25 protein-coding genes are annotated in these 25,201 nt (G+C 67.5%); 10 read left to right on the forward strand and 15 right to left on the reverse strand.

Annotated features, from left to right (window positions below):
- Positions 1 to 265: 265 nt before the first annotated feature.
- The 7 genes from ACWCO2_RS21985 to ACWCO2_RS22015 all read left to right on the forward strand — a co-directional run bounded on the left by ACWCO2_RS21985 (position 266) and on the right by ACWCO2_RS22015 (position 9,027).
- The gene (locus ACWCO2_RS21985; RefSeq protein ID WP_450129619.1) at positions 266 to 1,306 is read left to right on the forward strand and encodes a PrgI family protein; all 1,041 of its coding nucleotides are present in this window, start codon (positions 266 to 268) and stop codon (positions 1,304 to 1,306) included.
- Positions 1,303 to 3,135 carry a VirB4 family type IV secretion system protein gene (locus ACWCO2_RS21990; RefSeq protein ID WP_450129620.1) on the forward strand — a complete coding sequence of 611 codons (1,833 nt, stop codon included), beginning with the start codon at positions 1,303 to 1,305 and terminating at the stop codon, positions 3,133 to 3,135. The genes ACWCO2_RS21985 and ACWCO2_RS21990 overlap by 4 nt, the downstream gene beginning before the upstream one ends.
- A 20-nt stretch (positions 3,136 to 3,155) precedes the next feature.
- A complete protein-coding gene (locus ACWCO2_RS21995; RefSeq protein ID WP_450129621.1) occupies positions 3,156 to 3,524 on the forward strand; it encodes a hypothetical protein in 369 nt (122 codons plus the stop codon).
- Positions 3,525 to 3,594: 70 nt separating this feature from the next.
- Positions 3,595 to 4,422, forward strand: coding sequence for a GP88 family protein (locus ACWCO2_RS22000; RefSeq protein WP_450129622.1), 828 nt, complete (start codon positions 3,595 to 3,597; stop codon positions 4,420 to 4,422).
- A gap of 47 nt (positions 4,423 to 4,469) precedes the next feature.
- Positions 4,470 to 6,956, forward strand: a complete 2,487-nt coding sequence (locus ACWCO2_RS22005) for a type IV secretion system DNA-binding domain-containing protein (protein WP_450129623.1) — start codon at positions 4,470 to 4,472, stop codon at positions 6,954 to 6,956.
- A gap of 76 nt (positions 6,957 to 7,032) precedes the next feature.
- Positions 7,033 to 8,070 carry a replication-relaxation family protein gene (locus ACWCO2_RS22010; RefSeq protein WP_450129624.1) on the forward strand — a complete coding sequence of 346 codons (1,038 nt, stop codon included), beginning with the start codon at positions 7,033 to 7,035 and terminating at the stop codon, positions 8,068 to 8,070.
- Positions 8,071 to 8,124: 54 nt separating this feature from the next.
- On the forward strand, positions 8,125 to 9,027 hold the full coding sequence (locus ACWCO2_RS22015; protein ID WP_450129625.1) for a M23 family metallopeptidase: 903 nt from the start codon (positions 8,125 to 8,127) through the stop codon (positions 9,025 to 9,027).
- On the opposite strand, the gene ACWCO2_RS22020 is transcribed toward ACWCO2_RS22015, so the two are convergent.
- From ACWCO2_RS22020 to ACWCO2_RS22090, 15 genes are all read right to left on the reverse strand, one after another.
- Positions 9,004 to 9,669, reverse strand: coding sequence for a LytR/AlgR family response regulator transcription factor (locus tag ACWCO2_RS22020; RefSeq protein ID WP_450129626.1), 666 nt, complete (start codon positions 9,667 to 9,669; stop codon positions 9,004 to 9,006). The two genes, ACWCO2_RS22015 and ACWCO2_RS22020, sit on opposite strands and share 24 nt — an antisense overlap.
- A 3-nt stretch (positions 9,670 to 9,672) precedes the next feature.
- Positions 9,673 to 9,849: a hypothetical protein gene (locus ACWCO2_RS22025; RefSeq protein ID WP_450129627.1), complete on the reverse strand. Its 177-nt coding sequence runs from the start codon at positions 9,847 to 9,849 to the stop codon at positions 9,673 to 9,675.
- 750 nt (positions 9,850 to 10,599) lie between these two features.
- Positions 10,600 to 13,509, reverse strand: a complete 2,910-nt coding sequence (locus ACWCO2_RS22030; RefSeq protein WP_450129628.1) for a LysM peptidoglycan-binding domain-containing protein — start codon at positions 13,507 to 13,509, stop codon at positions 10,600 to 10,602.
- Entirely contained in the window at positions 13,506 to 13,922 is a 417-nt protein-coding gene (locus ACWCO2_RS22035; protein ID WP_450129629.1) for a hypothetical protein, read from the reverse strand. The genes ACWCO2_RS22030 and ACWCO2_RS22035 overlap by 4 nt, the downstream gene beginning before the upstream one ends.
- Positions 13,919 to 14,347: a TadE/TadG family type IV pilus assembly protein gene (locus ACWCO2_RS22040; protein WP_450129630.1), complete on the reverse strand. Its 429-nt coding sequence runs from the start codon at positions 14,345 to 14,347 to the stop codon at positions 13,919 to 13,921. The genes ACWCO2_RS22035 and ACWCO2_RS22040 overlap by 4 nt, the downstream gene beginning before the upstream one ends.
- Positions 14,344 to 14,700, reverse strand: a complete 357-nt coding sequence (locus ACWCO2_RS22045; RefSeq protein ID WP_450129631.1) for a TadE/TadG family type IV pilus assembly protein — start codon at positions 14,698 to 14,700, stop codon at positions 14,344 to 14,346. Before ACWCO2_RS22045 ends, ACWCO2_RS22040 begins: the two co-directional genes overlap by 4 nt.
- Positions 14,701 to 14,788: 88 nt before the next feature.
- Positions 14,789 to 15,025, reverse strand: coding sequence for a hypothetical protein (locus tag ACWCO2_RS22050; RefSeq protein ID WP_450129632.1), 237 nt, complete (start codon positions 15,023 to 15,025; stop codon positions 14,789 to 14,791).
- A 33-nt stretch (positions 15,026 to 15,058) separates the two neighbouring features.
- Positions 15,059 to 15,952 (reverse strand): type II secretion system F family protein, encoded by an 894-nt coding sequence (locus ACWCO2_RS22055; protein WP_450129633.1) that lies wholly within the window; start codon positions 15,950 to 15,952, stop codon positions 15,059 to 15,061.
- The gene (locus tag ACWCO2_RS22060) at positions 15,949 to 16,803 is read right to left on the reverse strand and encodes a type II secretion system F family protein (protein ID WP_450129634.1); all 855 of its coding nucleotides are present in this window, start codon (positions 16,801 to 16,803) and stop codon (positions 15,949 to 15,951) included. The genes ACWCO2_RS22055 and ACWCO2_RS22060 overlap by 4 nt, the downstream gene beginning before the upstream one ends.
- Entirely contained in the window at positions 16,800 to 18,173 is a 1,374-nt protein-coding gene (locus ACWCO2_RS22065; protein ID WP_450129635.1) for a CpaF family protein, read from the reverse strand. The genes ACWCO2_RS22060 and ACWCO2_RS22065 overlap by 4 nt, the downstream gene beginning before the upstream one ends.
- Positions 18,170 to 18,979 carry a hypothetical protein gene (locus tag ACWCO2_RS22070; protein ID WP_450129636.1) on the reverse strand — a complete coding sequence of 270 codons (810 nt, stop codon included), beginning with the start codon at positions 18,977 to 18,979 and terminating at the stop codon, positions 18,170 to 18,172. Before ACWCO2_RS22070 ends, ACWCO2_RS22065 begins: the two co-directional genes overlap by 4 nt.
- A 46-nt stretch (positions 18,980 to 19,025) precedes the next feature.
- Positions 19,026 to 19,574 carry an SAF domain-containing protein gene (locus ACWCO2_RS22075; protein WP_450129637.1) on the reverse strand — a complete coding sequence of 183 codons (549 nt, stop codon included), beginning with the start codon at positions 19,572 to 19,574 and terminating at the stop codon, positions 19,026 to 19,028.
- A gap of 1,120 nt (positions 19,575 to 20,694) precedes the next feature.
- On the reverse strand, positions 20,695 to 21,102 hold the full coding sequence (locus ACWCO2_RS22080; RefSeq protein ID WP_450129638.1) for a hypothetical protein: 408 nt from the start codon (positions 21,100 to 21,102) through the stop codon (positions 20,695 to 20,697).
- Positions 21,103 to 21,238: 136 nt separating this feature from the next.
- Positions 21,239 to 21,868 (reverse strand): prepilin peptidase, encoded by a 630-nt coding sequence (locus tag ACWCO2_RS22085; protein ID WP_450129639.1) that lies wholly within the window; start codon positions 21,866 to 21,868, stop codon positions 21,239 to 21,241.
- Positions 21,869 to 21,894: 26 nt separating this feature from the next.
- Positions 21,895 to 22,320 carry a WhiB family transcriptional regulator gene (locus ACWCO2_RS22090; protein ID WP_450129640.1) on the reverse strand — a complete coding sequence of 142 codons (426 nt, stop codon included), beginning with the start codon at positions 22,318 to 22,320 and terminating at the stop codon, positions 21,895 to 21,897.
- Between the two features lie 500 nt (positions 22,321 to 22,820).
- On the opposite strand from ACWCO2_RS22090, the gene ACWCO2_RS22095 reads away from it, so the two are divergent.
- The 3 genes from ACWCO2_RS22095 (at position 22,821) to ACWCO2_RS22105 (ending at position 24,766) form a co-directional block, all read left to right on the forward strand.
- Positions 22,821 to 23,054, forward strand: coding sequence for a hypothetical protein (locus tag ACWCO2_RS22095; protein WP_450129641.1), 234 nt, complete (start codon positions 22,821 to 22,823; stop codon positions 23,052 to 23,054).
- A gap of 7 nt (positions 23,055 to 23,061) precedes the next feature.
- The gene (locus ACWCO2_RS22100) at positions 23,062 to 24,069 is read left to right on the forward strand and encodes a ketoacyl-ACP synthase III family protein (RefSeq protein ID WP_450129642.1); all 1,008 of its coding nucleotides are present in this window, start codon (positions 23,062 to 23,064) and stop codon (positions 24,067 to 24,069) included.
- Between the two features lie 370 nt (positions 24,070 to 24,439).
- Positions 24,440 to 24,766 (forward strand): hypothetical protein, encoded by a 327-nt coding sequence (locus ACWCO2_RS22105; protein WP_450129643.1) that lies wholly within the window; start codon positions 24,440 to 24,442, stop codon positions 24,764 to 24,766.
- Positions 24,767 to 25,201: the final 435 nt, after the last annotated feature.

Consider the following 25,201-nt stretch of genomic DNA (forward strand, 5'->3'; position numbering starts at 1 on the left):
CGCCGCGGCCTCCGGCCAGGCAACTCAAGCTGCCTGCCGACGGCGAGTGGCCGGAGAACAAGCCTCGCCTCAGGGCCGATGGGCAGTACCAGTTGCCGCTGCAGGTCCAACGAGTCCCTCGCCGCACGCCGGCTTCACCCAGCCCGCCACCCGTGCGGCCGACCTCGCGTCCGAGGTCGATGAGCGGCCGGCAACCGGTGCTGCCGCTGACGTTGCCGAAGGTCCGCCCACCACGCCCGAGCACCCGCCGCCTGGGAGGTGAGCGATGACGCGCAGCGTCCGCATTCCCGCCGATGTCGACCGGGAAGACCGCATTCTCGCCGGGTTCACCGCGCGCCAGATCGCGGTCATGGCCGCCACCGGCCTTGGCCTTTACGGCGGTTGGCTCGCTGCCCGCGCGGTGCTGCCGGTCGTGGTGTATCTGGTTGTGGCCGCGCCGATCGCCGCTGTGGTCGTGCTGTTGGTGGTGGTCACCCGCGATGGCATCACACTGGATCGCCTGCTGTTGGCCGCGCTGCGCCAGCGGTTGGCCCCACAACGCCGCATCGCGAGTGCTGAAGCCGCACCGGATGTGCCCGATTGGCTCTCCTCCGCCGTCGAGCACGCCGACCCCGTTCCGCTCGGGGGCCTCGAGCTCCCCGCACGCGGGGTGAGTGAGGCCGGCGTGATCGACCTCGGGCGGGATGGGCTGGCGTTGGTGGCGGTGTGCTCGACGGTCAACTTCGCGTTGCGCACCCCCGGCGAGCAGGAAGCACTGGCCGCGGGTTTTGGCCGCTACCTGCACAGCCTGACCGCCGGGGTCCAGATCCTCGTGCGCACCCAGCGGCTGGACCTCACCAGCCACATCGACGATCTCCGCCACCGCTCAGCGAGCCTGCGCCACCCGGCGCTGGAAGACGCCGCGCTCGATCACGCCGACTACCTGCAACAGCTGGGCGAGCAGGCCGAACTCCTCCGCCGGCAGATCCTCCTGGTGGTCCGCGAACCAGCCGGTACTGCGCCACCGGATGCGTTCAGCCGCATCCGACGCCGACGCCCCGGTTCCTCCGCGGACCGCGAGCTCTCGGCCGGGGCCCGTCGTGCCGCGGCCTCGCGGCTGATGCGGCGCATGCAGGAAGCCTGCGAACTCCTGGCGCCCGCCGGGATCGAGGTCACTCCGCTTGATGCGGGGCAGGCCAGGGCGGTACTGGCCGCCGCCACCAACCCGGACAACCCCGTCCCGCCCTCGCCGGAGATGGCCGGTGCCCACGAGGTCATCACCACCAGCCCCGGCTGGGACCTCAGCAATGAGGAGGACACCCCGTGACACGCACCCGCACGACACCACCAGCCGACAACGCTTTCACCCCGGACGCCATCGAGATCGGCGCGCGCCACCTGCAGATCGGCGAGGACTGGGTCTCTAGCTTCGCCATCACCGGCTACCCCCGCGAAGTCCACCCCGGCTGGCTGCAACCGCTACTGACCTACCCCGGGCGGCTGGACGTGTCCCTGCACGTCGAACCGATCGATCCGCACGTGGCCGCTGCCCACCTGCGCAAGCAACTCGGCAAGCTCGAATCCGGCCGCCGCGACGACGCCGCCCACGGCCGCCTGGCCGACCCGCAGGTCGAGGCCGCGACCGAGGATGCCTACGACCTCTCCGACCGCCTGGCCCGCGGCGAAGGACGGCTGTTCCGATTCGGCCTCTACCTCACCGTCCACGCCTGCTCCGAAGACGAACTCATCGAAGAAATCAGCGCAGTGCGCGCGCTGGCGGCCAGTCTGCTGCTGGATGCCAAACCCACCACCTACCGCTCCCTGCAAGGCTGGGTGACCTCCCTGCCGATGGGCCTGGACCAAATCCGGATGACCCGCACCTTCGACACCGCCGCCCTCGCTGCGGCCTTCCCGTTCACCAGCCCCGACCTCCCACCACCGGACGTCACCTCGTCCTCGGCCGCCGGCGGCGTGCTCTACGGCTACAACCTCGGCAGCCAGGGACTGGTGCATTGGGACCGCTTCGGCTGCGAGAACTACAACTCCGTCATCCTCGGCCGCTCCGGCGCCGGCAAGTCCTACCTCGTCAAACTCGAAGCACTCCGCAGCCTCTACCGCGGCATCGAGATCGCCATCATCGACCCCGAAGACGAATACGCCCGACTCGCCAACGCCGTCGGCGGCACCCACATCCCCCTGGGAGCCGACGGCGTCCGGATCAACCCACTCGACCTCCCGATCCACACCCGCCCCGACGGCCGCCGCAGCGCCCCCGCCGACTCCCTCACCCGCCGCAGCCTGTTCACCCACACCCTCCTGTCTGTCCTGTTCGGACAACAGCTCACCGCCGATGAACGCGCCGTCCTGGACCACGCCGTCACCGCGACCTACCACGCTGCAGGGATCATCGACGACGCCCGAACCTGGACACGCCAAGCCCCACAACTCGCCGACCTGCACACGGCGCTGTCCGCCACACGCGACGCCACCGCGCGCGACCTCGCATCCCGGCTGCAGCCCTTCACCGCGGGTGCCTTCTCCGGACTGTTCGACGGGCCGACCACAACACCACCCGAGGGGCACCTGCTCGTGTTCTCCCTGCGGAATCTGCCCGACGAGCTCAAAGCAGCAGGCACCCTTCTGACCTTGGACACCGTATGGCGTCGGATCTCCAGCCCCTCGATGCGCCACCCCCGGTTGTGCGTGGTCGACGAGGCCTGGCTGCTCATGCAGCAGCAAGCCGGAGCGGAATTCCTGTGGCGCATGGCGAAATCCGCCCGCAAGCACTGGACGGGACTCACCGTCGCCACCCAGGACGTCGGCGACGTCCTCAGCTCCGATCTCGGCAAAGCCATCATCGCCAACGCAGCCACCCAGATCCTGCTGCGCCAAGCACCCCAAGCCATCGACGACATCGTCCGCACCTTCGCTCTCTCCGAAGGCGAACGACAGTTCCTGCTCTCGGCCAGCACAGGCCAAGGCCTTCTCGCGGCGGGGACACAACGGGTCGCCTTCCAGGCCGTCGCCTCTGACCGCGAACACCAGCTGATTACCACCGACCCCGCGGAGCTGGCGTCGCTGTCGTCCGACGATACCGACGGCAGCGGCGGGTCCGCCGGCGTCGGCGGTGCTCAGGACGTGCTCCTCGACGACTAATGAACTAAGGAGGAATGACCGTGGCCTCCCTGCTTGTCAGCGCTGCAGCCGGCTTCGGCGGCTTCCCAACCTTCCGGGCCACCCCCATTCACGACATCTTGCTCACCGTCGCTCTGACTACCGGGCTGGTCGCTGCGATCTGCCTTGCCTGCGCGGTCATCGTGACGTCCGGCTACCTCCTCGCGGCCGTGGTCGTCCTCGGCGCTCGCGCGCTGGCCCGCGCCGTCATCCGCAAGAGCCGTCTCCAGCTCGGTGCCGAGCGCAACCAACCCGGTACCGCGAACGCCCACAACTCCATCGCCTACCTGGACCGCTACCGCCGACGCCGCCAGGAAGACGACAGCAACACCTCGAAGGCCCAGTCCAATTCGGACGACGACACGGCCTGACAAGCACCCGCCACGAACCCGCTTCCAACGCCAGGCGTTCTCGCAAAGCTGCTCTGACTTCGGGAGACCCATGTCCTCAGCTGCACATCCGCCGCCCGAACACCCGACCGCCAAGCGCCCGCAACGGCTCCTCACCCAAAACCGGGAAATGCGCAAGATCGGCGTACACAACTGGTCCCTGCCCGCGTGGGCCGGCCATCTGCCGGACGGTCGCACCTACAACACCTGTCCGTCCGCTGGGATCTGCCGACAAGTCTGCTACGCCCGCCACGGCACCTACCGATGGCCAGCGGTGCTTGCCAAGCACGAGGCAAACCTGCGGTTCGTGCTCGACGACCTAGCCGGATGGGAACAGGCCGTGCTCGCCGAGCTGGACGCGACGAAGTTCCAGGGCCGCTGGATCCGCGTCCATGATTCCGGTGATTTCTTCAGCGACGACTATCTGTCAGCGTGGCTGCGCATCATGCGAGCTCGCCCGGGCGTCACCTTCTACGCCTACACCAAGGAAATTCAACGGTTCAAGACGTTGGTGGAACCGGAGCCCCCGATGAACTTCCTGTGGGGCTACAGCTACGGCGGGACACAAGACGCACTACTGGACCCGGCCGTGGACCGGGTTGCCGATGTCTTCCCCGACGAGGACGCCATCAGGGACGCCGGCTGGTCGTCGCAAGAGGCCTCCGACTTGCTCGCGGTCCTCGGCCCGCACCTGGTGGGCGTACCCGCCAACAACATCCCACATCTCCTGAAACGCCTAGCCGGACGCCGATTCTCCAAGTGGCAGGCCGACGTCGATGCCGCACACTACGCCCGGCGTGAGACCAAGGCGCGATCGATCACGAGCGCACCGTCCGCTCGCCGACGCACCACCCCGGTCTCCGACGAGCACGCCGCCTGACCATGTCGAAGCCGACGCGGACATCGCAACCAACAAAGGGATGTCTCATGCACGCCATCTCGCCACCCGATGTCGATAGTCCTTTGAGCACGTTTCTGGCAGATCCATGGAGCACAGTCCAGGGCGTGTTTTCCGATGCAGCATCGTGGCTGCACACATCGGGGCCGATAGTGATCCCTACAGCGCTCATCGTGGGGATCAGCGTGGTTCTGTTTCGGTGGTGGTGGTTGCTCCGCAATCAGGACGCGTTGCATGAGCGATCCCGGGTGGTGACCGTTCTGGTACCGCCCACGGTCGACGCTGATGGCGCTGCCGCGATGTGGTCGAACCTGATCGGGCTCGTGCGACCGATGGTGCATCGCATCACAACCGGACAGCCGCACCTGGCATGGGAGTACGTGTTCGACCACGACGACGTTCAGATCCGAGTGTGGGTTCCCGGAGCGGTGCCCCCGGGCATGGTGGAACGCGCCATCGAAGCCGCATGGCCCGGAGCTCGCACCCGCACCGCAGACGCCGCGCCACCGATACCAACGACACCGGATGCCGGACGCTGGCGGCTGACCACCGGCGGCACACTGCGACTGGCACGTTCCGAAGCACTGCCGGTCCGCACGGATTTCGACGTCGACCCGATCCGGGCCTTGATGGGAGCACCGACCGGGTTGGGTGTGCATGACACCGCGTGTGTGCAGGTGCTGACTCGTCCGACCACAGGGCGTCGGGTCAAGCAGGCTCGGCGTGCCGCCCGCCACCTCAACGCCGGGCGGTCCACCCACCTGGTAGGCGGGCTGCTCGACCTACTCACGCCAGGCCTGGCGGCCACGAAACCGTCGAGCAGTCAGCCGAAGTTGGACCCGCAGACGTCGTTGGAATTCCAAGCACAGAACCGTGCCATCGTCGGCAAGCAGCGCGGGGCGCAGTGGGAAACGCTGATCCGGTACGCGGTCACGACGACGGTGCCGATCGAGACCCCGGGCGAGCAGGTGGCGCGGGTGCGTGAGCAGCTGCGGGGCCGTGCCCACGCCATTGCGAGCGCGTTCTCCGGATTCACCGAGCACAACCACTATCGCCGTCGACGGTTGCGCAACCCCGTGTGCGCCTTGGCGCGTCGGCACCTGTGGAGGGGTGACCTGTTGTCGGTGCCGGAACTGGCGGCCGTGGCGCACCTGCCGACCGACGAGGCGCTACCGGGCTTGGCTCGCGCCGGGGCGCGGGCGGTGCCGCCTCCGCCGAACACGCCGACGGAGGGGGAGCTGATCCGCCCGGTCGGGGTGTCCGACACCGGCCATGCCCGCCCGGTGGGGCTGCAGGTCTCCGACGCGCGGCACCACATGCACGTCCTCGGCGCCACCGGCTCGGGCAAGTCGACGATGCTGGCACGGATGATCCTCGCCGACGCCGAGTACGGGCGCGGTGCGGTGGTCATCGACCCCAAGGGCGACCTGATCACCGACATCCTGCAGCGGCTTCCCGAACACGCCGCCAACAAAGTGGTGCTCTTCGACGCCGACTCCCACGGACCAACACCGTGCTTGAACCCGCTGGAGGGGCCGAAGGAATCCGCCATCGACAACCTGGTGTCGGTGTTCTCCCGAGTGTTCTCCTCAGCCTGGGGACCCCGCACCGAGGACATCCTCCGCGCCGGATGTCTGACCCTGCGCGCCGCCTCCGACACCCCCACCTTGGCCACCTTGCCGCAACTGCTCACCGACCCGGTAACCCGGGCGCGCCACCGAGACCGGGTATCCGACGACCCAACACTGCGGGGGTTCTGGGACTGGTACGACCAGCTCTCGGATGCGGCTCGGGCTCAGGCCACCGCACCACTGTTGAACAAACTCCGCGCGTTCCTGTTGCGGCCGTTCGTGGTCAAGGCCGTAACCGCCGGGCCCTCCACCGTGGACCTCGCCCAAGTGCTGGATGGCGGACTGTGCCTGGTGCGCATCCCCAAAGGCAGCCTCGGCGAGGACACCACCCGACTGCTGGGCTCGCTGATCGTGGCGCGAGTCTGGCAGGCCACTACCGCCCGCTCCGCGCTGCCCCAGAGGGAACGCCGCGACGCGGGCCTATATGTCGATGAGGCGCAGAACTTCCTGAACTTGCCCTATGCGATGGAGGACATGCTCGCCGAAGCCCGCGGCTACCGGCTCTCGATGACCCTGGCGCACCAGCACCTGGGGCAGCTTCCCAAGGACCTCAAGGAAGGCATCTCCACCAACGCCCGCAGCAAAATCTTCTTCAGCGCCAGCCCGGAAGACGCTCGCGAACTGGCCCGGCACACTGCACCGCGGGTGTCCGACCACGATCTCGCACACCTCGGCGTCTACCACGCCGCCGCGCGGCTAGTCGTCAACGGCGAGGAGACCCAGCCGTTCACCGTGACGACCCAACCGCTACCGCCGACCATCCCCGGACGGTCCAAGGCCGTGCGTACGGCAGCCGCCGCTCACACCCGCCCGCTGGAGCTCCGCACCGAAGGCGCCAGCGCCCAGTCAGCAACTTCTGGCACTGACCCACGTCGCGCAGCCTGACCCTCTCGCTCTGGGGAGGCCTTCTCAGCACGGAAGCCGCCCGTTCATGCCCGCATCCCGCTTCAGGAGGACGATCGTGTTCGCCCATCACCCGCAGCGCGATTTTCGTGCCCCGATGCCGCAGCGGCCGAGCCTGCGCTGGGCGGCTTCGGCCGAGCATCAAGCCCAAGTCGCCGCCCACCTCACCGCTCGCGACCGGTGGCTAGCCCGGGTCCTGGCCGAGCACCGGGTGCTGACCTCTGCACAGATCGCAGCGATCGCCTTCGCCCGCTCTCGACGGGCGGCCAACCACCGACTGCAGAAGCTCCACACCTGGCGCGTACTGGACCGCTTCCAGCCCTACATCGGCCGCGGCCGAGCCCCCATGCACTACGTCCTCGACGTCGCCGGCGCACACCTGCTGGCCCACGAAGACGGCCTCGACCCCAAAGACCTGAAATTCCGCGCTGATCGCTCGGTCGGCATCGCCTACTCCCTACGCCTGGCCCACCTCATGGGCGTCAACAGCTTCTTCACCGCACTACTGGCCGACGCCCTCACCACCACAGCCACCGACCCGACGGTCACGGCCTGGTGGTCCGAAGCCCGCTGCACCCGCCACTTCGGGGACCACGTCCGCCCCGACGGCTACGGACGCTGGCACGAGAACGGCCAGGAAATCGAATGGTTCCTCGAATGGGACACCGGCAGCTACCAACTCTCCCGATTCGTCTCGAAACTGCCCGGCTACACCAGCCTCGCCGCCACGACCCGCATCGTCACCCCACTGCTCGCCGTCTTCGCCACCGAAACCAGGGAAACGCACGCACGACGACAACTCATCGAGCACCTACGCACTGCGCCCCAGCAACACGAGCTACCGATCGCCACCACCACCGCCGAACACCTCCGCACTACCGGCAGCCCCGCCGGCGAGGTGTGGCTTCCCCTGCACCACACCGAGGCCGGTCGGCACCGGCTGATCAGCCTGCTCTCGGCCTGGCCGCACCTCGAAGCACCGACCAGCTCCGCAGACAGCAACCACTCCGATCCCAGCCCCGTGCCCCGCTTGAGCCCACCCGCACCGATGCCGCCCTGGCAGACCGGAGATCTGACATGGAACCCAAGGAGGTGATCCAAGCTGTCCGCCATAACCAAGACCGTGTTGGCCCTGGGACTCGGAATCGCAATGCTCATCGTGATCGTCACCGCCGCCATCACCAGCGCCGTCTCCGCAGTACTCAGTGGCAACCACACAGCAAGTTGCACCCCGACAGGCGCCAACGCCACCGATGCATCCGGATATGGACCCGAACAGATCACCAACGCCGCCACCATCGTCGCCATCGGCAAGCAGATGAACATCCCCGAGCGCGGCTGGATCATCGCCCTCGCTACCGCAATCCAGGAATCCGGACTCCGCAACCTCAACCACGGCGACCGCGACAGCCTCGGGCTCTTCCAGCAACGCCCCTCCCAAGGCTGGGGCACCCCCGCACAGATCACCGACCCCGCCTACGCCACCACCCAGTTCTACCGGCACCTACTCGCTGTGCCTGACTGGCAGCAGATGAGCATCAACGACGCCGCCCAAGCAGTCCAACGCTCCGGATTCCCCGACGCCTACGCCCGCCACGAACCCACCGCCCAGCAACTCCTCGCCACCGTCCACGGCTCCACCTGCACAGGAACCCCCACTGGCACCTGGGCTATCCCCGTCTCCGGGCAGTGCACTTCCGGCTTCGGCCCGCGCGGCAGCGAGTTCCACCGTGGACAGGACATCGCCGCACCGATTGGTATCCCGATCGTCGCGGCCAGCAACGGCACCGTCATCGACGCCGGACCCGCCAGCGGCTACGGACTCTGGGTCCGCATCCAACACACCAACGACATGATCACAACCTATGGGCACAACAACCGAAATCTCGTTCACCCCGGACAAGAAGTCCAAGCGGGCCAACCGATCGCCGAAGTCGGCAACAAGGGGCAATCCACCGGTCCACACCTGCACTTCCAGATCGACATCGGCAGTCAAGCGCAAGACCCCGTCGCGTTCTACCAGCAACAGTCAGCACCACCGCTGTGCAGCTGAGCTGGATGACGCGGCCCGCAATCCCGTCGCCTTGACTCGAGATTGCCTTTGGGCGCGCCGGCGTCTGGAGAGGCGGTCAACCGCCCTCGTCAAACGATCAGCCGACAACGGCTTGACGAGGTAGTCCACTGCCTCAAGGTCGAACGCATCAACGGCATGGTCCTCCGACGCAGTCACGAAAACAGTGCTCGGTGCTGTGGAGAAGAGTGCACCTAGGCGGGCCAGCTCCAGCCCACTGAGGCCGGGCATACAGAGATCAAGAAACCAAGCATCGAGCGGCGGTTGCTGTTGCTGCTCTGCAGCCTGGATGTACCGAAGTGCCATAGCCGCATCCGATGCAGCGCCCACCCGTCCAACCCGCGTGTCATCCTGAAGTAAGCGGACCAGGTCACCCAGTACTTCCGGATCGTCATCGACGGCCAGCATGTGAAAGGGGCGCGGGGCGGAGTTGGCGAGAGTGGAGCTTCCTCCGCCAGGGGATTCCTGGTCGAGTTCGTGATTCACAACGATGTGGGAGTTGATATAGATGTTTCCGTTGTTCAGGTCTCTCATTTGAATTGCGTTCGAGGGAGAACCCGTGATCATGTTTTGGACGGAGCCGTTGCTGGGTTGCGGCGCCAAGTTGGGGCGGTTGTCCGTCATCGCTCACGCCACCGAACCGTTCGCACTGGGCGTCGGCCCATTGTGATCCAGCCCGGCCGAACTGCGTTGTTCCAGGAATAGGAGGATTCGCACGGCTTCGATCGTGGCTTCCTGCTGGAGCGCAAGATCGTCCCGAAGATCGCCCTCGTCGTACGCTTCATCGCCCATAAGGCTGATCACCGGAACCCACTCCCCACCCCCAGTTGCGTACGGAGCCCACGATGAGCCAATCTGTACCGTCCTATGCACGGCAGCGTTACGTCGATCAATCGCCTGTTCAATAGTGCTCAATTGATCACGAACGTCCACGCCGTTGAGGCTCGATAGCTGCTTTCGGATATCGTGAAGGAGTGCCCCTGCGGGTTTCTTTACACTTGTTCCCGGCTTAACACGCCCGAGGATCGCCCCGAGAACAGACTCTGTTTCGGATGCTTGAACCATGACCAAGCCACGCAACCGGTGCATCTCCCGTGCCGCGTCATCATCGTGCGGTGGCTCGGAATCATCTGGATCGCGTCCTGGCGCAAGCTCGTCCCGTATGGTCAGCCACGAGACGGTGCGTTCTCCGAACCTCAGCTCCTGTCGTCCCCGCATGGAGACCAATCTTGCTGGAGCGACGAGCGGTGAACAACTAAGCAGGTAGAGCTCTTGAGAGCCGGCTTACTGCCTTCGCCCAGGACCTGAGGCAAGAAGGCAGCAGCAGAGACCTCGACCGGTGCGGCATGGTTCCTGTCGGTACCGAGGCTGGGCAGGTTCAGGACGGGGCATTGACCCCTCTGGCCTGTGACAATGTGGCGCGAGAGGGCTTCCCGTTTATTGGGTAGATGAGTGGGTGCATGAGTAGGCTCATGAGCAGGTAGACGATTAGGCGCGGAACCCTTGAGTCTGCTGGCCACAGACGAGGATGATCTCGCAGTGCAGCTGCAACGCCTACGAAACCTGGGCCGTTGTTGAGTCGGCTTGGTGGCGCGCCTGCAGCGCTCGGGCCACATCGAGCGTGCTGCGGGCGGGCCGTTCGCCGATGTCGGCAAGGGTTGTGGTGAGAAGTTGTACTGTACGGCTGATGGCGTCATTCATGCCGAGTTCTGCTTGTGCTCGCATGATATCGCGGTAAATCGCTTCGTTCTCGGGATTGAGCAGGCGGGCGTGTTCGAGGAGCTGTAGTTGTTGGTGGGGGTCGCGTCCGCGGTAGTGCGCGGCCAGGCCGGCGAGGGCGTCGAGAGCGGTGCGGTGGGCGTCTTCTCGGGGCCCGTCTAGCCAGAGGGCGGACATCCCTTCGGCGAGTTCACCGTGGTAGGCGGCCACGATGCTCCTCCATGCCGCTATGCGTTGCTCATTGGTGGTGGCGCCGTTCCGTTTGTGCTCGGCTTGCCGGAGTTGCCAGTAGTCGACGTCAACCAGGTCTGGGTTGAGTGCCACCATCTCCCCGCGTTGGGCGATGACTTCGAGTACAGGATCGCCGGTTGTTTCCGTGAGGATTTTCCTGATTTGGGACAGCGTGGCGTAGAACGAGTTGAAGGGACGGCTTCCTCGGGCATTCGGCCATAGTGCTTCGCGGACCGTGCTGCGTGTCGTTCCCGTGGTGTGCAGAGCGAGAAAGACCAGCAGAGCCTTGTGTTTGGGGGCCAGCACCGAGGTGAGATCGTGCTCCTCCCCCACTTGTGAATCCCAGGTCAGTGTGAAGGGCCCGAGGATCCCGAGTGTGGCCGACCGTCGGACAGGCCGTTCTGGAGAGTCGTCGACTTCAGCAGGCTTGCAGCTTGCTACGGCACTGTCGCCAGGATCGATATCGGAAGCGCTGTGCGGCATTGGCTGGTCTGCCACGGCTGCGCCACCATCGTCGCCGAAGTTGGCCTCAGTCTCCTGGTCGTTGAAGTTGGGTGCAGGTTCGACGTCGCCTGGCGTGGATGCGGTGTCGGCGAGTAGATCGATGAGGTCGAGGGTGTCGCCGGCATCGAGATGGAACAGGCGTGCTCCGCGGAGTTCGCTGATGAGGGGGCTTGCGGCTGCGACTAGCCCGTCGGCCATGACACGCACGGTCGCCCCGGTTGCCTGGTTGCCCAGCACGATGGCTGCCACGCCGTTGGTCGGTCCATGAGCGATCAGTTCTTGGAGCTGGAGCTTCCACTGGTCGGTACCCGCGATGAGCACGTGGCTCAGTTGCCTCCGGCTGTGGTGACCATCTACATCGTCGGCCTGGCGCATGAGATCGGTGATGGTGTCAGACATGTCATCGGCGATGCAGAGCCGTGGTGAGTCCGGCAGCTCGTCCGGGATCAAGGTACGAGCTGTGTGGGCATCGATGATGATGGTGGCCTTGGTCAAAGCGAGAACATGCACGAGAAGCGCGCGGGCGGTGGCTTCGGCGCCGGGCCCGGTGAGGCCGAGTCCATGCACGGCAGCGAGATCCAGTGCACGGGCGTGGCCGTCGCGCACCCCGACTTCGACAAGTCCCGCCTGGTGATGCTTAGCGGCGTTCACCGGGCTTACCGCTGGTGGCATGTCCCGCTGGTCGTCACGGCCGAGCGGAGAAGCCGGTATTTGGGCTTCGTCCACCAGCCAGCGCAGCGCGTGAACGGCCGGTGCCAGCGGTGCCGGGTTCGCACGAGCTCCACTCCCCGGTTTGTAGGCCCTCATTCGACGTCGGCCGCGGATGCGCAGGCTTAGCGCCACTGCAGCGGCCAGTCCTGCGGCAACGAGCCCACCGATGCCAACGGCGACGGCGGCGCCCGACGTCGTGGAAACAGCTCGCCCTGTGCTCGCGCGCTGTTCGGGCTTCGACATCTCCTCGTGTCGAGGTTCCGGCGGTGAGGCGACAGGCTCCGGTTCCTCGAGTTCCTTGGGGTCTGGATCTTCAGTGTGTGGGAGCGCGAGGTACCAGTCGGGGAACACCATGTCCGGGTCGCGCAGGACGCGTCCGTCGGGCTGGGGGTGGTGGGCGTTGAGGCGGTAGATCTCTTCCCATCGGGACGCATCTCCGAGGTGGCGTTCGGCGAGGCTGGTGAGGGTGTCGCCGGGTTGGGTGGTGATCCAGCGGGCGTCGTCGGGGATGGAGGCGGGGTTAGGGAGGTTTGTGGCGTCGGTGGGTAAGAGGAGGATCCAGCCGGGTTGGAGGTGGCGGGGTGTTCCGAGGCGGTCGGTGTTGAGGGCTTGGATTTCGCGCCAGCGGTGGCCGCTGGTGAGGTGGCGAGCTGCGATGGCCCAGAGGGTGTCGCCGCGGGCGACGCGGTAGCGCGGGTGCTCTGGTCGTTCGGTGTCGGGGATATAGGTAGGGGTGCTGGGTTCGGGCGGGGCGGGGTCGGGGTAGCCGCCCGAACCCAGCGGCATGGTGCTGTTGCCGGGGGCAGACAGCGCACCAGTGCTGCTGGTGGGGTGTAGGGGCGCGGTCACGGCAACCGGGGCAGCTGCGGGTGCCGCGGAGCTGGTGGGGGTGTTGAGGGAGAGCACGGTGCTGGCGATCAGGGCGGTGATCCAGCCTCGTGGGCCGGTGACCGTGAGGCGGTCGCGGAGGGCTCGGGTGCCGTGGCGTAGCAGAAGTGCCAGATCGCAGAGGGTCCACCACAGCATCACGGCCCAGGTGATCCAGCCTGTGGTGAGGATGGCGAGCATGAAGGCGCCGTCGAGGCGGAGTTCGATGCGCAGGGTGTTCCAGGTGTGCTCGGCCCAGGCGAGGAGCTGTTCGCGGACCGGTACGGGTGCCCAGGGCGAGGTGTCGAGCTCGGGCCAGGACACGTTGGGAAGTCTGACGATCAGAGGCCCTGTGATGGTCAGGATCGTCGGCAGCCCCACCAGGAATGCGAGGATCCCGAGCCCGGGCGCGATGAAGCGTATCCGGTTCATGATGATCCGCCCGGGGTGTTGGGGCTGGTGGCGAGCGCGGCAGTGGCGTGGCCGGTGACGGTGTGGCTGTCCCAGAGCAGCCCGATGCGGGCGGGTTCGGTGTGGGTGACGGTGACCTGCACGGTCGCGGCACCGTCCACAGTGATGCGACCGGTGTGGCCGGTGGCGGCGAGGTAGTGCTGGGCCGAGGTCGTGGCGGTGTGGGTGTCGAGAGTGAGGGTGGGGCCGCGGGTGTCGAGTGCGGTGAGTGCTGCGCGGGCGGCTTCTGCGGCGATGGCGTCCGCCCGTGTGAGGGCGCGGAGCCGGTCGGCGCCGTCGGCGACGAGCGAGCACACCAGCAGCAGGCACGGCACCAGGACCGCCACCAGCACAGTGACCGATCCGGTATCCGACGGTTCGTTGTGGTGGGTCATGTTCGGCTCCGGAACGCATCGACGGGGCTGGTGAAGGCCGCCTGCAGCGGGACGCTGGCGGGCAGGCCGGGAAGGCCAGTGAGGTCGGCCAGCGGCACCGTGCAGCGCAACGTGACGGTGACCGTCCCCGGCAGCCCGGCGGTGCCGAACCGGCTGGTATCCGCACTCACCCCGATGCCGCTGCAGGACAGTTCCTGCTCGGCAAGCATCTGCGTGCCAACACGGGTTGCGGCGGCATGGGCTGCGGTGGGAGTGCGGGCGAGGCTGGCGGCGCGGGCGGCAGCGGTGGCGGCGTGCTCGACGGCGAGGCCGGCGGTCACAGTGCGGCCGACGGCGATCCCCAGGACCAGGATCATCAGCAGCATCGGCGTGAGCACTGCGAGTTCCACACAGGCCGACCCCGAATCAGACGGACGGTTGGTCATGGCGGATCCCCGGGGAAGGTGAAGCGCTCCTTATTTGCGGCGGCTTCCTGCACCACCCGACCAAGCCCGGGAATGGGCAGGATCTGCGGTGCGGTGGCCGCAACCCGCACCCGCACGTGGCGGGCGTCGGCGATGGCGGTGACCTCCGGGGCACCGACCAATCCTCCGGCCCGGTTGAGGAAGCTTGTGGCGACGCCGTGAGCGTCTGCGGGTGTGCCGGTGACGGTACGGGCGGCCTGGACGGCTTGGTGGGCGGCGGCGTGGCAGAGGGTGCGGGTGTGCCACCACAATCCGGCCTGCAACACGGTGATGAGCAGAACCAGCGCGAGCGGGGCGAGCACCGCCAGCTCCACCGCGACCGATCCCGCATCCCGCCCTCCGGGTGCCGTTCGGCGAATCGAGTGCTGCCTCGTCGTTGTCATCACTGGACATCTCGGGGCTCTAGTGGATTTGGCCTTGGTACTTCTGCACCACGGCGGTGATGGCGGCCCCGAGGCCGAGCGCGGCAGCCAGGCTGATGGCGGTGATGACAGCTTTCTCTGTGGACTCCGAGCCGGTGTCGTCGAACCGGGCCTGCCTCCACCGTTGCTGGACGGAGTGGCCGGCGAGGGTGAACCAGACGGTGAGCAGCAGCAGGACGGCTGCGGTGTGCCGGTGGAGGCGGCGAAGAGCGGACATGACGATCACTTCCTTGGGATGGTGTTGGGTTGGCTAGCCGAGGAGTCGGGTGGCGGCTGGGTAGAGGACGAGTAGGAGCACGCCGAGCAGCAGCAGGGTGACCGGGAGAGTGAGGCGTTCGGTGCGGGTGTTGGCTTCGGCTTTGTCCGTGCTGATCGCAGCGGTCCGGAGGCTGGCGGCGTGGGTGGTGAGACTCTGGTAGATCGCGGCGCCGTCGGCGGCCGTGGCCGCCAGGTCTGCGACCGCTATGAGCTCCGGGAGCTTGGTGTGGGTGCCGAGGTCGCGGAGGGCGTCCCATGGGGAGTGTCCACTGTGTTCGGCGCGGGTGAGGGTGCGGTGCAACCGGGTGAGCAGCCAGTGATCGCCTACTGCGGCGGCTTCGCGCAGGGCTGGTCCGGGTGCTTGGCCTGCGGTGCGTTGCTGGGCAACCAGATCCAGGTAGACCGGAAGGGCCCGCTGCGCGTCCTCGCGGGCTGCGGCGGCCCGGTCGCGGAGCTGCCAGACCGGCACCACCACACCCACCAGCCCGCCGGTAGCGACCAGCCCGACCAGAAGCTCGAGCGGCACGCCCAGGACTGCGAGCACGATGGCCAGCAGCACGGTGGCGCTGAGGCTGCTGACGAGCCACTGCAGCCGTGCCGCCACATAGTCGCTTGGGGTGCGTTCGAGTAGTGCGAGGTCGTGCACCGGGATACCGAGCCATGACGAACGGGCCCGCTGGGCATGGTGGGTAGTCGAGTCCACCACCCGGGTACGCCATGCCCCCCAACCGGTGGCGGGGGCCGACGCGCTGCTGCGGCTAGAGAGGTGGCCGAGCGCGGCGGACACGTCCATCGGAGCAGGCCCCATGACCGCGCGCACCGCGAGTGTGAGACCGAGCCCGAACGCGCAGCCGACTGCCGCAGCGAGGAGCAGGGCGGTGTTCATGACGGCTGTCCTCCACTGAGGAAGCGGGGTCGTTCAGGCAGGCCGGCCAGCTGGTGCATGCGCCACAGCGAGACCGCGAAAATGCCTGCCACCACCAGCAGAACGCCTTGTCCAGTCCAGGTGGTGAAGGGGGTGAGGTAGTCGTGGGCGAAGAGGATGAGCCCGGCGATCATGGTGGTAGTGATGGCCACGAGGGTGCGGACGGTGGTGCGGGGTTTGGCGCGGTCGGCCTCGACTTCGCGGGTGGCCGCGGCACGCGCGCGCAGCGCGGCGGCCTGGCCGTGCAGGATCTCCACCAGCCCCCGACCGCCGGCCCGCAGGCGAAGCAGCAGCGCCAGGACGACCTCATCCGCGATCGGGTCGTCGAGTTCGTCGGCGAACGCACGCAGCGGTGACTCTGGGGGCTCGGTGCGGAGCCGCTCGGCCAGCCGCTGTACCGGCGCTGCTAGAGGCTCGGGGGCGGTGTCGGCCGACCGAACGACCGCGTGGTGCAGGCCTCCGGCGCCGGAGGAGAGCAGGTCCCCGACACGCCGCGTCCACACTGCGAGGGCTTCTTGCAGCTGGATCGTTTGCCGCGCTTGCCGGGAGGCCAGCACGACCGGAAGCCCGATCACAGCTGCGGCTGCGGCGGCACCGGCGACCGGCCATCCGGTCACCCACCACACCACCCCAGCAGCCACGACAGCCAGGACACCGCGCCGCCACCATCGGACCGCCCACACGACCACCCCACCGCGGGGCTCGACCACCGGCGACTCATCCCTGCCTGGAGCCGAGGTGAAGGCGAGGACGCTCAGCAGTACGCCGACGCCGAAGGAGACTCCACACAGGACAGCAAGAAACTCGATCACGATACCTCCCCTCCGTCCTCATGGCTGTCCCATTGCCCATCGAGATGGGAGAACAGGGCGCGGTCGAGGCCGTGGGCCTGCAGACGGGCCATCAGCTGAGGGCTGGGTGGACAGACCGGGACTGCGCGGCCGTCGCCGCTGCGGGGGCCGAAGAGCGTGGTCAGGTCCGGGATGGCGGCATCGCCCACAGCACCGACTTCGACGATCTCGGTGACGAACCGCTCCCGACCTCCGGAGTGGTCGCGACGAACGAGGTGCACGATCAGGTCCAGGGCCGCGGCGGTCCACCGGTGCGCGGCCTCCACGGCCAGCGGCGGCACGGCGAGTTGTCCGAGGGCGGCGATGCGGTCCGGGACCGCGCGGGCGGAGGGTGCGTGCAGGGTGCCCATGCCGCCGGTGGCGCCGTTGCCGAGTGCTCGGAGCAGGGCGGTGATTTCGCCGCCGCGGACCTCGCCGACGATGACCCGCGAGGGCGAGTGCCGAAGCGTCTGCTTGAGGAGGGCATCCAGGGTGATCTCGCCGATGCCTTCGGCGTTGGCGGTGCGCGCCTCCAGCGGGGTCACCACGCGGTCCGGATCGAGGTGTAGGCCGAGTTCGTAGTCGTCCTCGACCGTCACGATGTGCTCGCCAGGCGGAATGCCGGCGCACAGCGCGCGGAGCAGGGTGGTTTTGCCCGCGAACGGCCCACCTGTAACCAGCAGGTTCACACCCGCGCGCACCGCCACCGTCAGGAAGTGCTCCAGACCGGCGTCGAGCGTGTCGTGATGGCGCAGGTCGGCGAGGGTGGTGTCGGCGAGCCGGTGGCGGCGGATCGCGACTCGCGGCCGGTCGGTGACCTCGCGCACCGCCGCCAACCGCGCACCCAACGGCCCACCAGCGGGCAGCCGGAGGTTCACGATGGGCTGCGCCGGGGAAAACTCACGGCTCGTTTGCCCGAGGCGTGCGCACATCGCCTCCAGCTGCTCCAGCAACTCCGTATCGGAGTCGGCGACGGGGTAAGGCCAGCGCTGCAAAGTGCCGTCGGCCAGCTCCAGCCACACTCGGTCGTGGCCGTGGATGTGGATGTTCTCCACGTCCTCCAGCTCCAATAGCGGCTGCAATCCACCCAGCCCGAACACGGCGGCCAGGACCGCATCAGCGAGCCGTCGCTCGTCGTCGTGTGCGAGTGGTGGGTCGCCGCGGCTGGCGCGTTCGTGCGTCCACGCGCTGATCTCGGCTGCCACGACGCCGGCTCGTTCGTCCGGGCTGGTATCGCGGAGGCGGTCGGCGACGCGCTCCCGCAGCGCTTGCACGGTGGCGTTATCCGGAACCCACCCCCATGCCTCACGAACCAGCTGCGGGCGGGGTTTTCCGTTGATCTGGGTGGTCATGCTGCCCCCACCTCCGAAACGTCGGCTGCAACCGCCGGGGTGGTCGGCGGAGTCGGCGGGGTGAGGCTGCGGTGTAGCCGGAGCGCGGCCTTGCGGCTGGTCCGCAACAGGGCACGGCGGCGCGGCGGGTGGCCTCCTATCCCGTCGGAGAAAAACCGCGCCGCCGTGGGATCGTCGGGAAGTTCCACGCCGACCGGCACTCCGGTGGCGTGAGCGATCCGGTCCGCGGGGCTGCTCGTGGTGGCCGCTACCAGCAGCCCGATCCGGGTGATCGGGACCAGCTCCCGCACCGCACCGATCAGCGGTCGCACTGCTGTGAGATGCCGCAAGCTCGGGCGCAGACCGACCAGGACCAGGTCGGCTTCGGTGAGCAACGTCCAAGGGGTGCCCGGCCCCCAGCGGCCGGCGTCGATGAGGATGTCGGGCCCTTCCCGGGAGAGGTCCCGGATGGCGCTGGCCAACCTCAACCAGCCCGCATCCCCGATCGCCGCGGCCTGAGCCTGGCTTGCCACCCCGGCCAGCAGCCGCACGTGCTCCAGCCCGGGGACTTCCTGGACGTGTCCGGCGAGCCCTTCGGACGGCACGGCGTCGAGATGACGGGTGGAGGCGGCGAAGCTGACCACCCCGCAGCCTGCGTTCAAGCGCCCGTCGACCAGCCACGCCCCGCCCCACCCGGTCAGGAGATCCCCTCCAGTGGGGTCGGCGTCGACCACCAGCAGCCGGTGGGGCCAGACCGTGGCCAGCGCGGCGACCGCCGTACTGACACCGGGCGAGCACTTCGCGGACACCATCGCGATCACAGCCATCGCACACTCCCTTTCACCACAACACAAAACCGAGCAAGCACAGGTATCAGCGAGTAGGGCCAAGCAGGGTGACCAGCGCGCCGCCGGCGGCAGCGGCATGGGCCTGTTCGGCGGCAGAGGAATCGATGAGCAGGTCGACCACGACCGCCCCCTCGGCATCCAGAGGCGAGGACTGCACCACCCGAGCCTGAAAAACCGCCTCCCCCTGCACGGTCTCTGCCCCACCCGTGCTGGACAGGCCCACGACCTCCACCGGATCGTTCGGGGCCAACCCTCGCGCCGGATACCTTCCCGGCAACAACCGGATCCCGATCATCCGCTGGCCCCGTGCGGGCACGAGCTGCGTCGTGACATCACTGAGCGCCACGAGCTGTCCCGCCCGCAAGTTCCCAGCAGCGATCTGACCCACCACCCGGCCTCGATCCACATCAACCACCGCGAACTCCCGCGCATCAGGCGGTAGGTCCACAGTGGTCACGTCGGTATCTCCGATGCGGTGGCCCCAGGGCACGTCGCGTGTCAGCTGCAGCATCGGCTCGCGTTCCCACGCTGACGACATGATCCAGAACGCCGCCGCGACCGAGGCGGCGACCAACCCGAAGGACAGGATCAGCAGCCACCACCGCCGCTGCCGCGGCACCCGAGGCCCACGCCCCTCGCCCGTTCGATCCTCAGAAGTGGCTGAGTCAGGTGTGGTGACGGCGAAAATACCGGTGCTGGACATAGCTCTCCCCACAAACGAATTCACAATGGAGCAAAAGAAGAAAGCCGAGACGCTGAAGTCCCTTAATGGATTCGGAGTGCTTGGGCTTCGGCGACCACGAACTGTGTCGGTGCCCGCGATGTCATCGGCGCGAGCTCACCGCCAGCAGGTGTACTACCGGTCCAGCCCCGCCACCTCACCCTCCACGTGATCGACCACTCCCCCACGACTAGCTGATCATTCGATGGTCGCTTGTAGACCACCTCGCACCCGTCCGGCGACGGAGCGTGGAGCCCGAAGGACCGGTCATAAGCTCTCCCCGACCCAGCGCACGACACCGCCGACTGGTTCAGGCCCGGTGTCATTGACAGCCGAACAGGTTCGGCGGTGACCTCCGCCCACACCTCGCCTGCCTGCACCCGCTCCCGCTGCGGACGCCAGTCCTCACGAGTGGTCCAGAACCAAGTGCGTTCACCCACGACCGTCGCCGGACGGCCATCCGCCAGCCGCAGGTCCGGGGAATGCCGCGGCGTCGGCAACGGCAACCGCAACCGACGCGCCGCCTCCTGGGCGAGCACCGCAGGATCCGGCGGCGCCGCAGCCCCCGGGCGCCCAGGGGCCGAAGGCATGGATTCCGGTCGGGGGCAGTCCCCGGTATCCAACGGGCCGAAACACCATGTCGACGCCGGCTGGGACTGGAGCATGAACGCCGGATCCTGGACCTGCCCCGGCGCATCGCACACCACGGTCGGGCACAACGGCACCGAAGCCGGGCCCGGCATCGACGTATTGCTTGGACGCGTAGTGCCGTGCCCGGGCTTGGACGGTGCCGGACGTCCTGGGCGTCCCGGTGTCGACGCGGACAGACCGATCGAGGGCGACTCGTACCAGCTGTCCACATCGCCTGGTGTAACGGAGAGTTCCCTGTCTTGTGCTTGCGCCACGGGAACGGCGACGCTCAGCAGGAGGCCCAATCCGAACAGGACGCACGGACCGCAGGCTAGGGAGCGCATCAACACTCACCTCCGGGATATTCGATTCGGTCGACGCGCCAGTGCGAGTCCGTTCCTTTCGACAGCGTGGCGTGCACGGGATTGCGCTGAATACCCACATTTTTCGGCGCACCCGACACTGCATCGGCTTGGCCAGCCCGGCTCGCATCCTGGCAGTCCTGCACGCTCGCCCGGTCCCCGGTGACCTCGACTGACGTCACGTGGGCCACGACCGCGCCGTACAGTCGAACTCCGCTGGCCAGTTGGTCTCGGGCGCGCGCGGTGATCTGGTCAGCAAGTTCTGGGGTGGTCAGCTGGCGCACCTCTGCTTCCCACTCTGCGCTGCGATCAGTGGTGGTGTTCCGGGTAATTCGCCAGAAGTCGCGATAGGTCCGCTCGACCTCGGCCCGCTCATCGGAGGACGGCACGGGAGGCGGCGCGATGCTTGGATCAGCGGGCACCGTGGCCGGTGGTTCACTCACGCAACCTGCCGCGGTGCAGGCCGCTAGGCAGAACATTGCGGGAATGGCGGCGGTTACCGGAAATGAGGGCATGGCGTGCCTTTCACGAGGTGTGGGTGAGGATGCTGATCCAGCTGCCCAGGACCAAGCTCGGTCCAGCGGCGGCACGAATGCTGCTATCACGGGTGCGGATCCAGACCTGGGATGCGACGATGCCCAGCACCAGCATCGATGCGACAAAGCCCAACAGGACGGCCCGCCACCCGATCCAGCCCCAATACAGCGCGAGCGCTGCGGTGGTGGTGACGTCGCCGAAGCCCATCCACCCGGGGATCGCCAGGAAGAGCACGAGCCCGCCACCAAAGACGGTGAGCGCAGTGAGCACGGAGTGAGCGACGGCAGTACTGGTCGGCTCGGTCACGGTCAGGAGCCCGAAAACCGCGAGCCCGCCGACGGCCATCGCCAGGACCCAGGTGTGCGGGAGGCGATGGCAGGACACATCGATCAGCGACAGCCCGAGGCCGGTGATGGCGAGCCACCACCACGCTGGCAACGCCGGATCGTCGGCGAACCGGTGCGCGATCAGTACCGACAGCGTGCCGGTGAGCACGGACAGACCGATCACCGCAGCGGGACGCAGCGGGGACCAGGGGTGCAGCAGCCAGGACAGCACCAGTCCCGCCGTGATGCCGAGGAGGCCGGCGAGGATCGGGTGACCGTGGACGGGCAGCATGCACATCACCTCTCGTAGCGCAGAAGTCAGGCCGCGCGGGAACGATCCGGCACCGCGACCACACGATCGGAGGACGACAGGACCGGTCGCCGTATAACGGTCGTGTGCCGCTGCTGCTGGGCATGTACGGAACGGTCGGTGATCCAGAACAGCCAGGCCATGAGCTCATCGAGGATGTCCGCGGGCTCGACCCCTTGGCGCCGTGCCCGCTTCAGTGCTCGCCGGCGGTCCCGGGCCGAAGTGCCTCCCCAGACGCCCCAGCAGAACCCGGCATCGGATTCGCTCAGCAGCGCGACCTCCAAGCACTCGTTGCGGACGCTGCAGTCGGTGCACAGCGCCCGGGCATCACCTCGCTGCACAAGCTCGGAGTCCTTGCCCGTAGACGAGGCCCGGAAATAGGTGTCCGGATCTGACGTTTCCGTGCATCGTCCGTACCGGTAGATCTCGGTCATCAATCCGCTTCTCGATTGATCACCAACTGGATCGCGAGGCGGCGATTCGCATGGGACGGGAATGTGCCGAGTGAAGTCATGTTGATCCATGATCTCTTCCTTGATGGCGAGACGAAAGAAGCAATAAGGAAAGGAGGCTGACATGGAGGCCTAGCCGTTGTCAGATTTTGGGGTCCCCCGAGGCGTTGTTGTGCCCATCCAGGTGACGGCGACCGCCGGTTCCGCTGAACCCATGCTTGCTATCGGCGCCACGACCTGCACATACGCCGGAGTCGAGGTGCTGACTGCGGTCCTGGCGAGCACGGTTTCGTGGGGTGGTGTTCACCCGTCGCGGTGTATCTAGGCAGAGGTTCCGGCCAAAATCTGACAGCGCTAGTCAGCGCGTGCCACGGTGAGAACATTCGACGCGGCAACCCCTTCCACAATACCGGGAGATCCGCTGCATTCCTTTTCCTGTTTCCCTCTTTTGTTTCGCGCTGCGCGTGGAACGGAGTGATCACATGAACACCACCCCAACACATCCCCACGCTCAACCGCTGTGGGTCCTCCGGTGGCTGGACGGCGAAGAATGGGGCCACCTCTCCGTGGTCACCGCCCCCGGGACCAGACCGGAGTTCGTGGAGTTCGTCCACCACGACCCCGCTTTCTTCACCACCCTGAACGCGACCGGTCCTCGAAGCCCCGACGGGTTCCGCGAGGCCTGGTTCGCCAGCCCGGCGTTGGCGGGGGCGTGATTCAGCGATGCGGCACCACGGGATCACACTCCACGGGATCGGCGCGGTCACCGGCGAGCTTGTCACGGCTGTCGACGCCATCCGAGACGGCCTCTACAGCGCCGAGCAAGCCCGCCGCAACCATCAGGATTCGGTCGCGGTCGCCACCGGACGCACCGGGCCGGAACTCGCCGCCCAGGCGGGCCGACAGGCGATGCACGCTGCCGAGCGAGACGTGGATCTGCACCTGCACGCCACCATCCACGACTCGGGACTGGACTTCTGGTCCGCGGCGAGCTACGTGGCCTACCAGACCGGCATCACCCCGATGATGACCCTGTCGATCAACGTCATGTCCAACAGCATGATCGCCGGCCTCCAACTCGCCACCCACGTCCTCGAAGGCCACGCCGGGCACTCCGCTTTACTCACCGCCGGCGACGTCTTCGAACCCCCGCTGTTCGACCGCTGGCAAACCGACGCCGGCATCGTCTACGGCGACGCCGGAACCGCGCTCCTCCTACACCGCGACGACACCACCCCCGCCATCGCCGACGTAGTCTCCACCGCCTCCCAATCCCACCCCAGCCTGGAAGCACTCCACCGCGGCACCACCGACTGGCACAGCGGCCACACCTACCGGCCCCCGATCCAGCTCCGCACCCGCAAAGCCCAATACCTCGCCACCCACGGCGGCTCCACCGCCATCGACAGCACCAACGCCAACGCCCTCGGCAACGTGCTGAAAACCGCCCTCTACGAAGCCGACCTCGAACTCAACGACATCGCTCGAGTGCTGTGCCCCCATTACGGCACCGCACTGACCCACCGGCACTGCCTTACACCACTAGGCATCCCCGAAGAGCGCACCACGGCCTTCCTCGGCCGCTGGCTCGGACACATGGGCGCTTCCGACCAGATCAGCGACCTGCACTACCTCCTGAGCCGAGGCCTCCTCCAGCCCGGAGACCACGTCGCACTGATCGGCATCGGCGTCGGCATGACCTGGACTGCCGCCATCTTGCGCATCCGTTAAAGCCTGGCTCGAAACCTCCTCGATTTCCTGCAGCAGGAGACGTGTGCCCAAAACCTCGCGCCATCGAAAACGAAGAAATAGGAGGAAAAACACGATGCAACTATCCAGAGCAAGCCTGCTCACCGCGTGCTTCGCGGCCATCGCAGCGGCATCACCCGCAGCAGCCATCGCCCAGCAACCCCCGCCGCCATCGGACTGCATTGCCGGCAATTGCGGCCTCTCCAGCTTCGGCGAACCACCCACTCCACCTCTCCCGCCCGAAAGCCGCTAGCCCGAACCCGTCCACGTTCCCCCTCCCACAGGCCGGGGCCGCTCACCGCTCCTGGAGCGGCCCCGGCCACCCCGAACGACCACCCTCCAGGAGGACACGATGAAGCACCTCACCCAAGCCGCCCTGACCGCCGCTGCGCTCGCCGTAATGGCACTTGTTGGCGCCAACACCCCTGCTCACGCCGAAGGCGCCTGTCCGCCTGGTACCGGACTGTTCATCGACGATGGCGCCCGCATCCACCGGTCCAACGACTTGAACTCGCCCGTCGACGGCCTCTACCACACCACCCACAAGATCCAGGTTCACGAGTTCCTCGGCGGCACACCCTCGATCCCGGATTGGATCCGCATCACCGACACAACCACCAACGTCACCGGCTGGCTCCACAGCAGCGTCGCCGCCTGCATCGCACTCACCTCGCCGTAGTGCCAGGCCGCGCGGTGCCGCAGGTCCCGCTTCTCGTAAGACGGTCAGGGCAGGCCCCAACGCTATGCCGGGGGCCTGCCCTGTCGGTAGTTCGACCGCCGCGGACCAAGACTTGTGCCTGATGAGCCAGCTCATTCCCGGCACAGCCTTTGCGACCGTGTCGGTTCCCGTTAGCCCCTCGATGCCGAGGTCGTCGGGCGCGGGACTGTCCCACGAGCGGTGTTTCCGGCCCGACGCGCCGGGCCGAGGTCCGGCGGGATGGGCACTGCGAGTGATGACATCGGATGCTGTGAGTCCACTTAGGAATGGGAAGCGGGCGGGGCAGCATGCCTCCCCGGAGCAGGCTGCGGTGGCGGAGATGGTGGCCCAGGCCCGGGAACAGGGTCTGGCCCTGACCGGGCCGGACGGGCTGCTGAAATTGTTTACCAAGAATGT

It is taken from the genome of Saccharopolyspora sp. NPDC002376 (assembly GCF_053593195.1).

What these genes read in the sequence shown, in the direction of transcription:
- ACWCO2_RS21985 (WP_450129619.1), top strand. Translation starts at nt 266, where the DNA reads ATGACGCGCAGCGTCCGCATTCCCGCCGATGTCGACCGGGAAGACCGC.
- ACWCO2_RS22000 (WP_450129622.1), top strand. Translation starts at nt 3,595, where the DNA reads ATGTCCTCAGCTGCACATCCGCCGCCCGAACACCCGACCGCCAAGCGC.
- ACWCO2_RS22005 (WP_450129623.1), top strand. Translation starts at nt 4,470, where the DNA reads ATGCACGCCATCTCGCCACCCGATGTCGATAGTCCTTTGAGCACGTTT.
- ACWCO2_RS22015 (WP_450129625.1), top strand. Translation starts at nt 8,125, where the DNA reads ATGCTCATCGTGATCGTCACCGCCGCCATCACCAGCGCCGTCTCCGCA.
- ACWCO2_RS22020 (WP_450129626.1), bottom strand. Translation starts at nt 9,669, where the DNA reads ATGACGGACAACCGCCCCAACTTGGCGCCGCAACCCAGCAACGGCTCC.
- ACWCO2_RS22030 (WP_450129628.1), bottom strand. Translation starts at nt 13,509, where the DNA reads ATGAACCGGATACGCTTCATCGCGCCCGGGCTCGGGATCCTCGCATTC.
- ACWCO2_RS22035 (WP_450129629.1), bottom strand. Translation starts at nt 13,922, where the DNA reads ATGACCCACCACAACGAACCGTCGGATACCGGATCGGTCACTGTGCTG.
- ACWCO2_RS22040 (WP_450129630.1), bottom strand. Translation starts at nt 14,347, where the DNA reads ATGACCAACCGTCCGTCTGATTCGGGGTCGGCCTGTGTGGAACTCGCA.
- ACWCO2_RS22050 (WP_450129632.1), bottom strand. Translation starts at nt 15,025, where the DNA reads ATGTCCGCTCTTCGCCGCCTCCACCGGCACACCGCAGCCGTCCTGCTG.
- ACWCO2_RS22055 (WP_450129633.1), bottom strand. Translation starts at nt 15,952, where the DNA reads ATGAACACCGCCCTGCTCCTCGCTGCGGCAGTCGGCTGCGCGTTCGGG.
- ACWCO2_RS22065 (WP_450129635.1), bottom strand. Translation starts at nt 18,173, where the DNA reads ATGACCACCCAGATCAACGGAAAACCCCGCCCGCAGCTGGTTCGTGAG.
- ACWCO2_RS22070 (WP_450129636.1), bottom strand. Translation starts at nt 18,979, where the DNA reads ATGGCTGTGATCGCGATGGTGTCCGCGAAGTGCTCGCCCGGTGTCAGT.
- ACWCO2_RS22085 (WP_450129639.1), bottom strand. Translation starts at nt 21,868, where the DNA reads ATGCTGCCCGTCCACGGTCACCCGATCCTCGCCGGCCTCCTCGGCATC.
- ACWCO2_RS22090 (WP_450129640.1), bottom strand. Translation starts at nt 22,320, where the DNA reads ATGACCGAGATCTACCGGTACGGACGATGCACGGAAACGTCAGATCCG.
- ACWCO2_RS22095 (WP_450129641.1), top strand. Translation starts at nt 22,821, where the DNA reads ATGAACACCACCCCAACACATCCCCACGCTCAACCGCTGTGGGTCCTC.
- ACWCO2_RS22100 (WP_450129642.1), top strand. Translation starts at nt 23,062, where the DNA reads ATGCGGCACCACGGGATCACACTCCACGGGATCGGCGCGGTCACCGGC.
- ACWCO2_RS22105 (WP_450129643.1), top strand. Translation starts at nt 24,440, where the DNA reads ATGAAGCACCTCACCCAAGCCGCCCTGACCGCCGCTGCGCTCGCCGTA.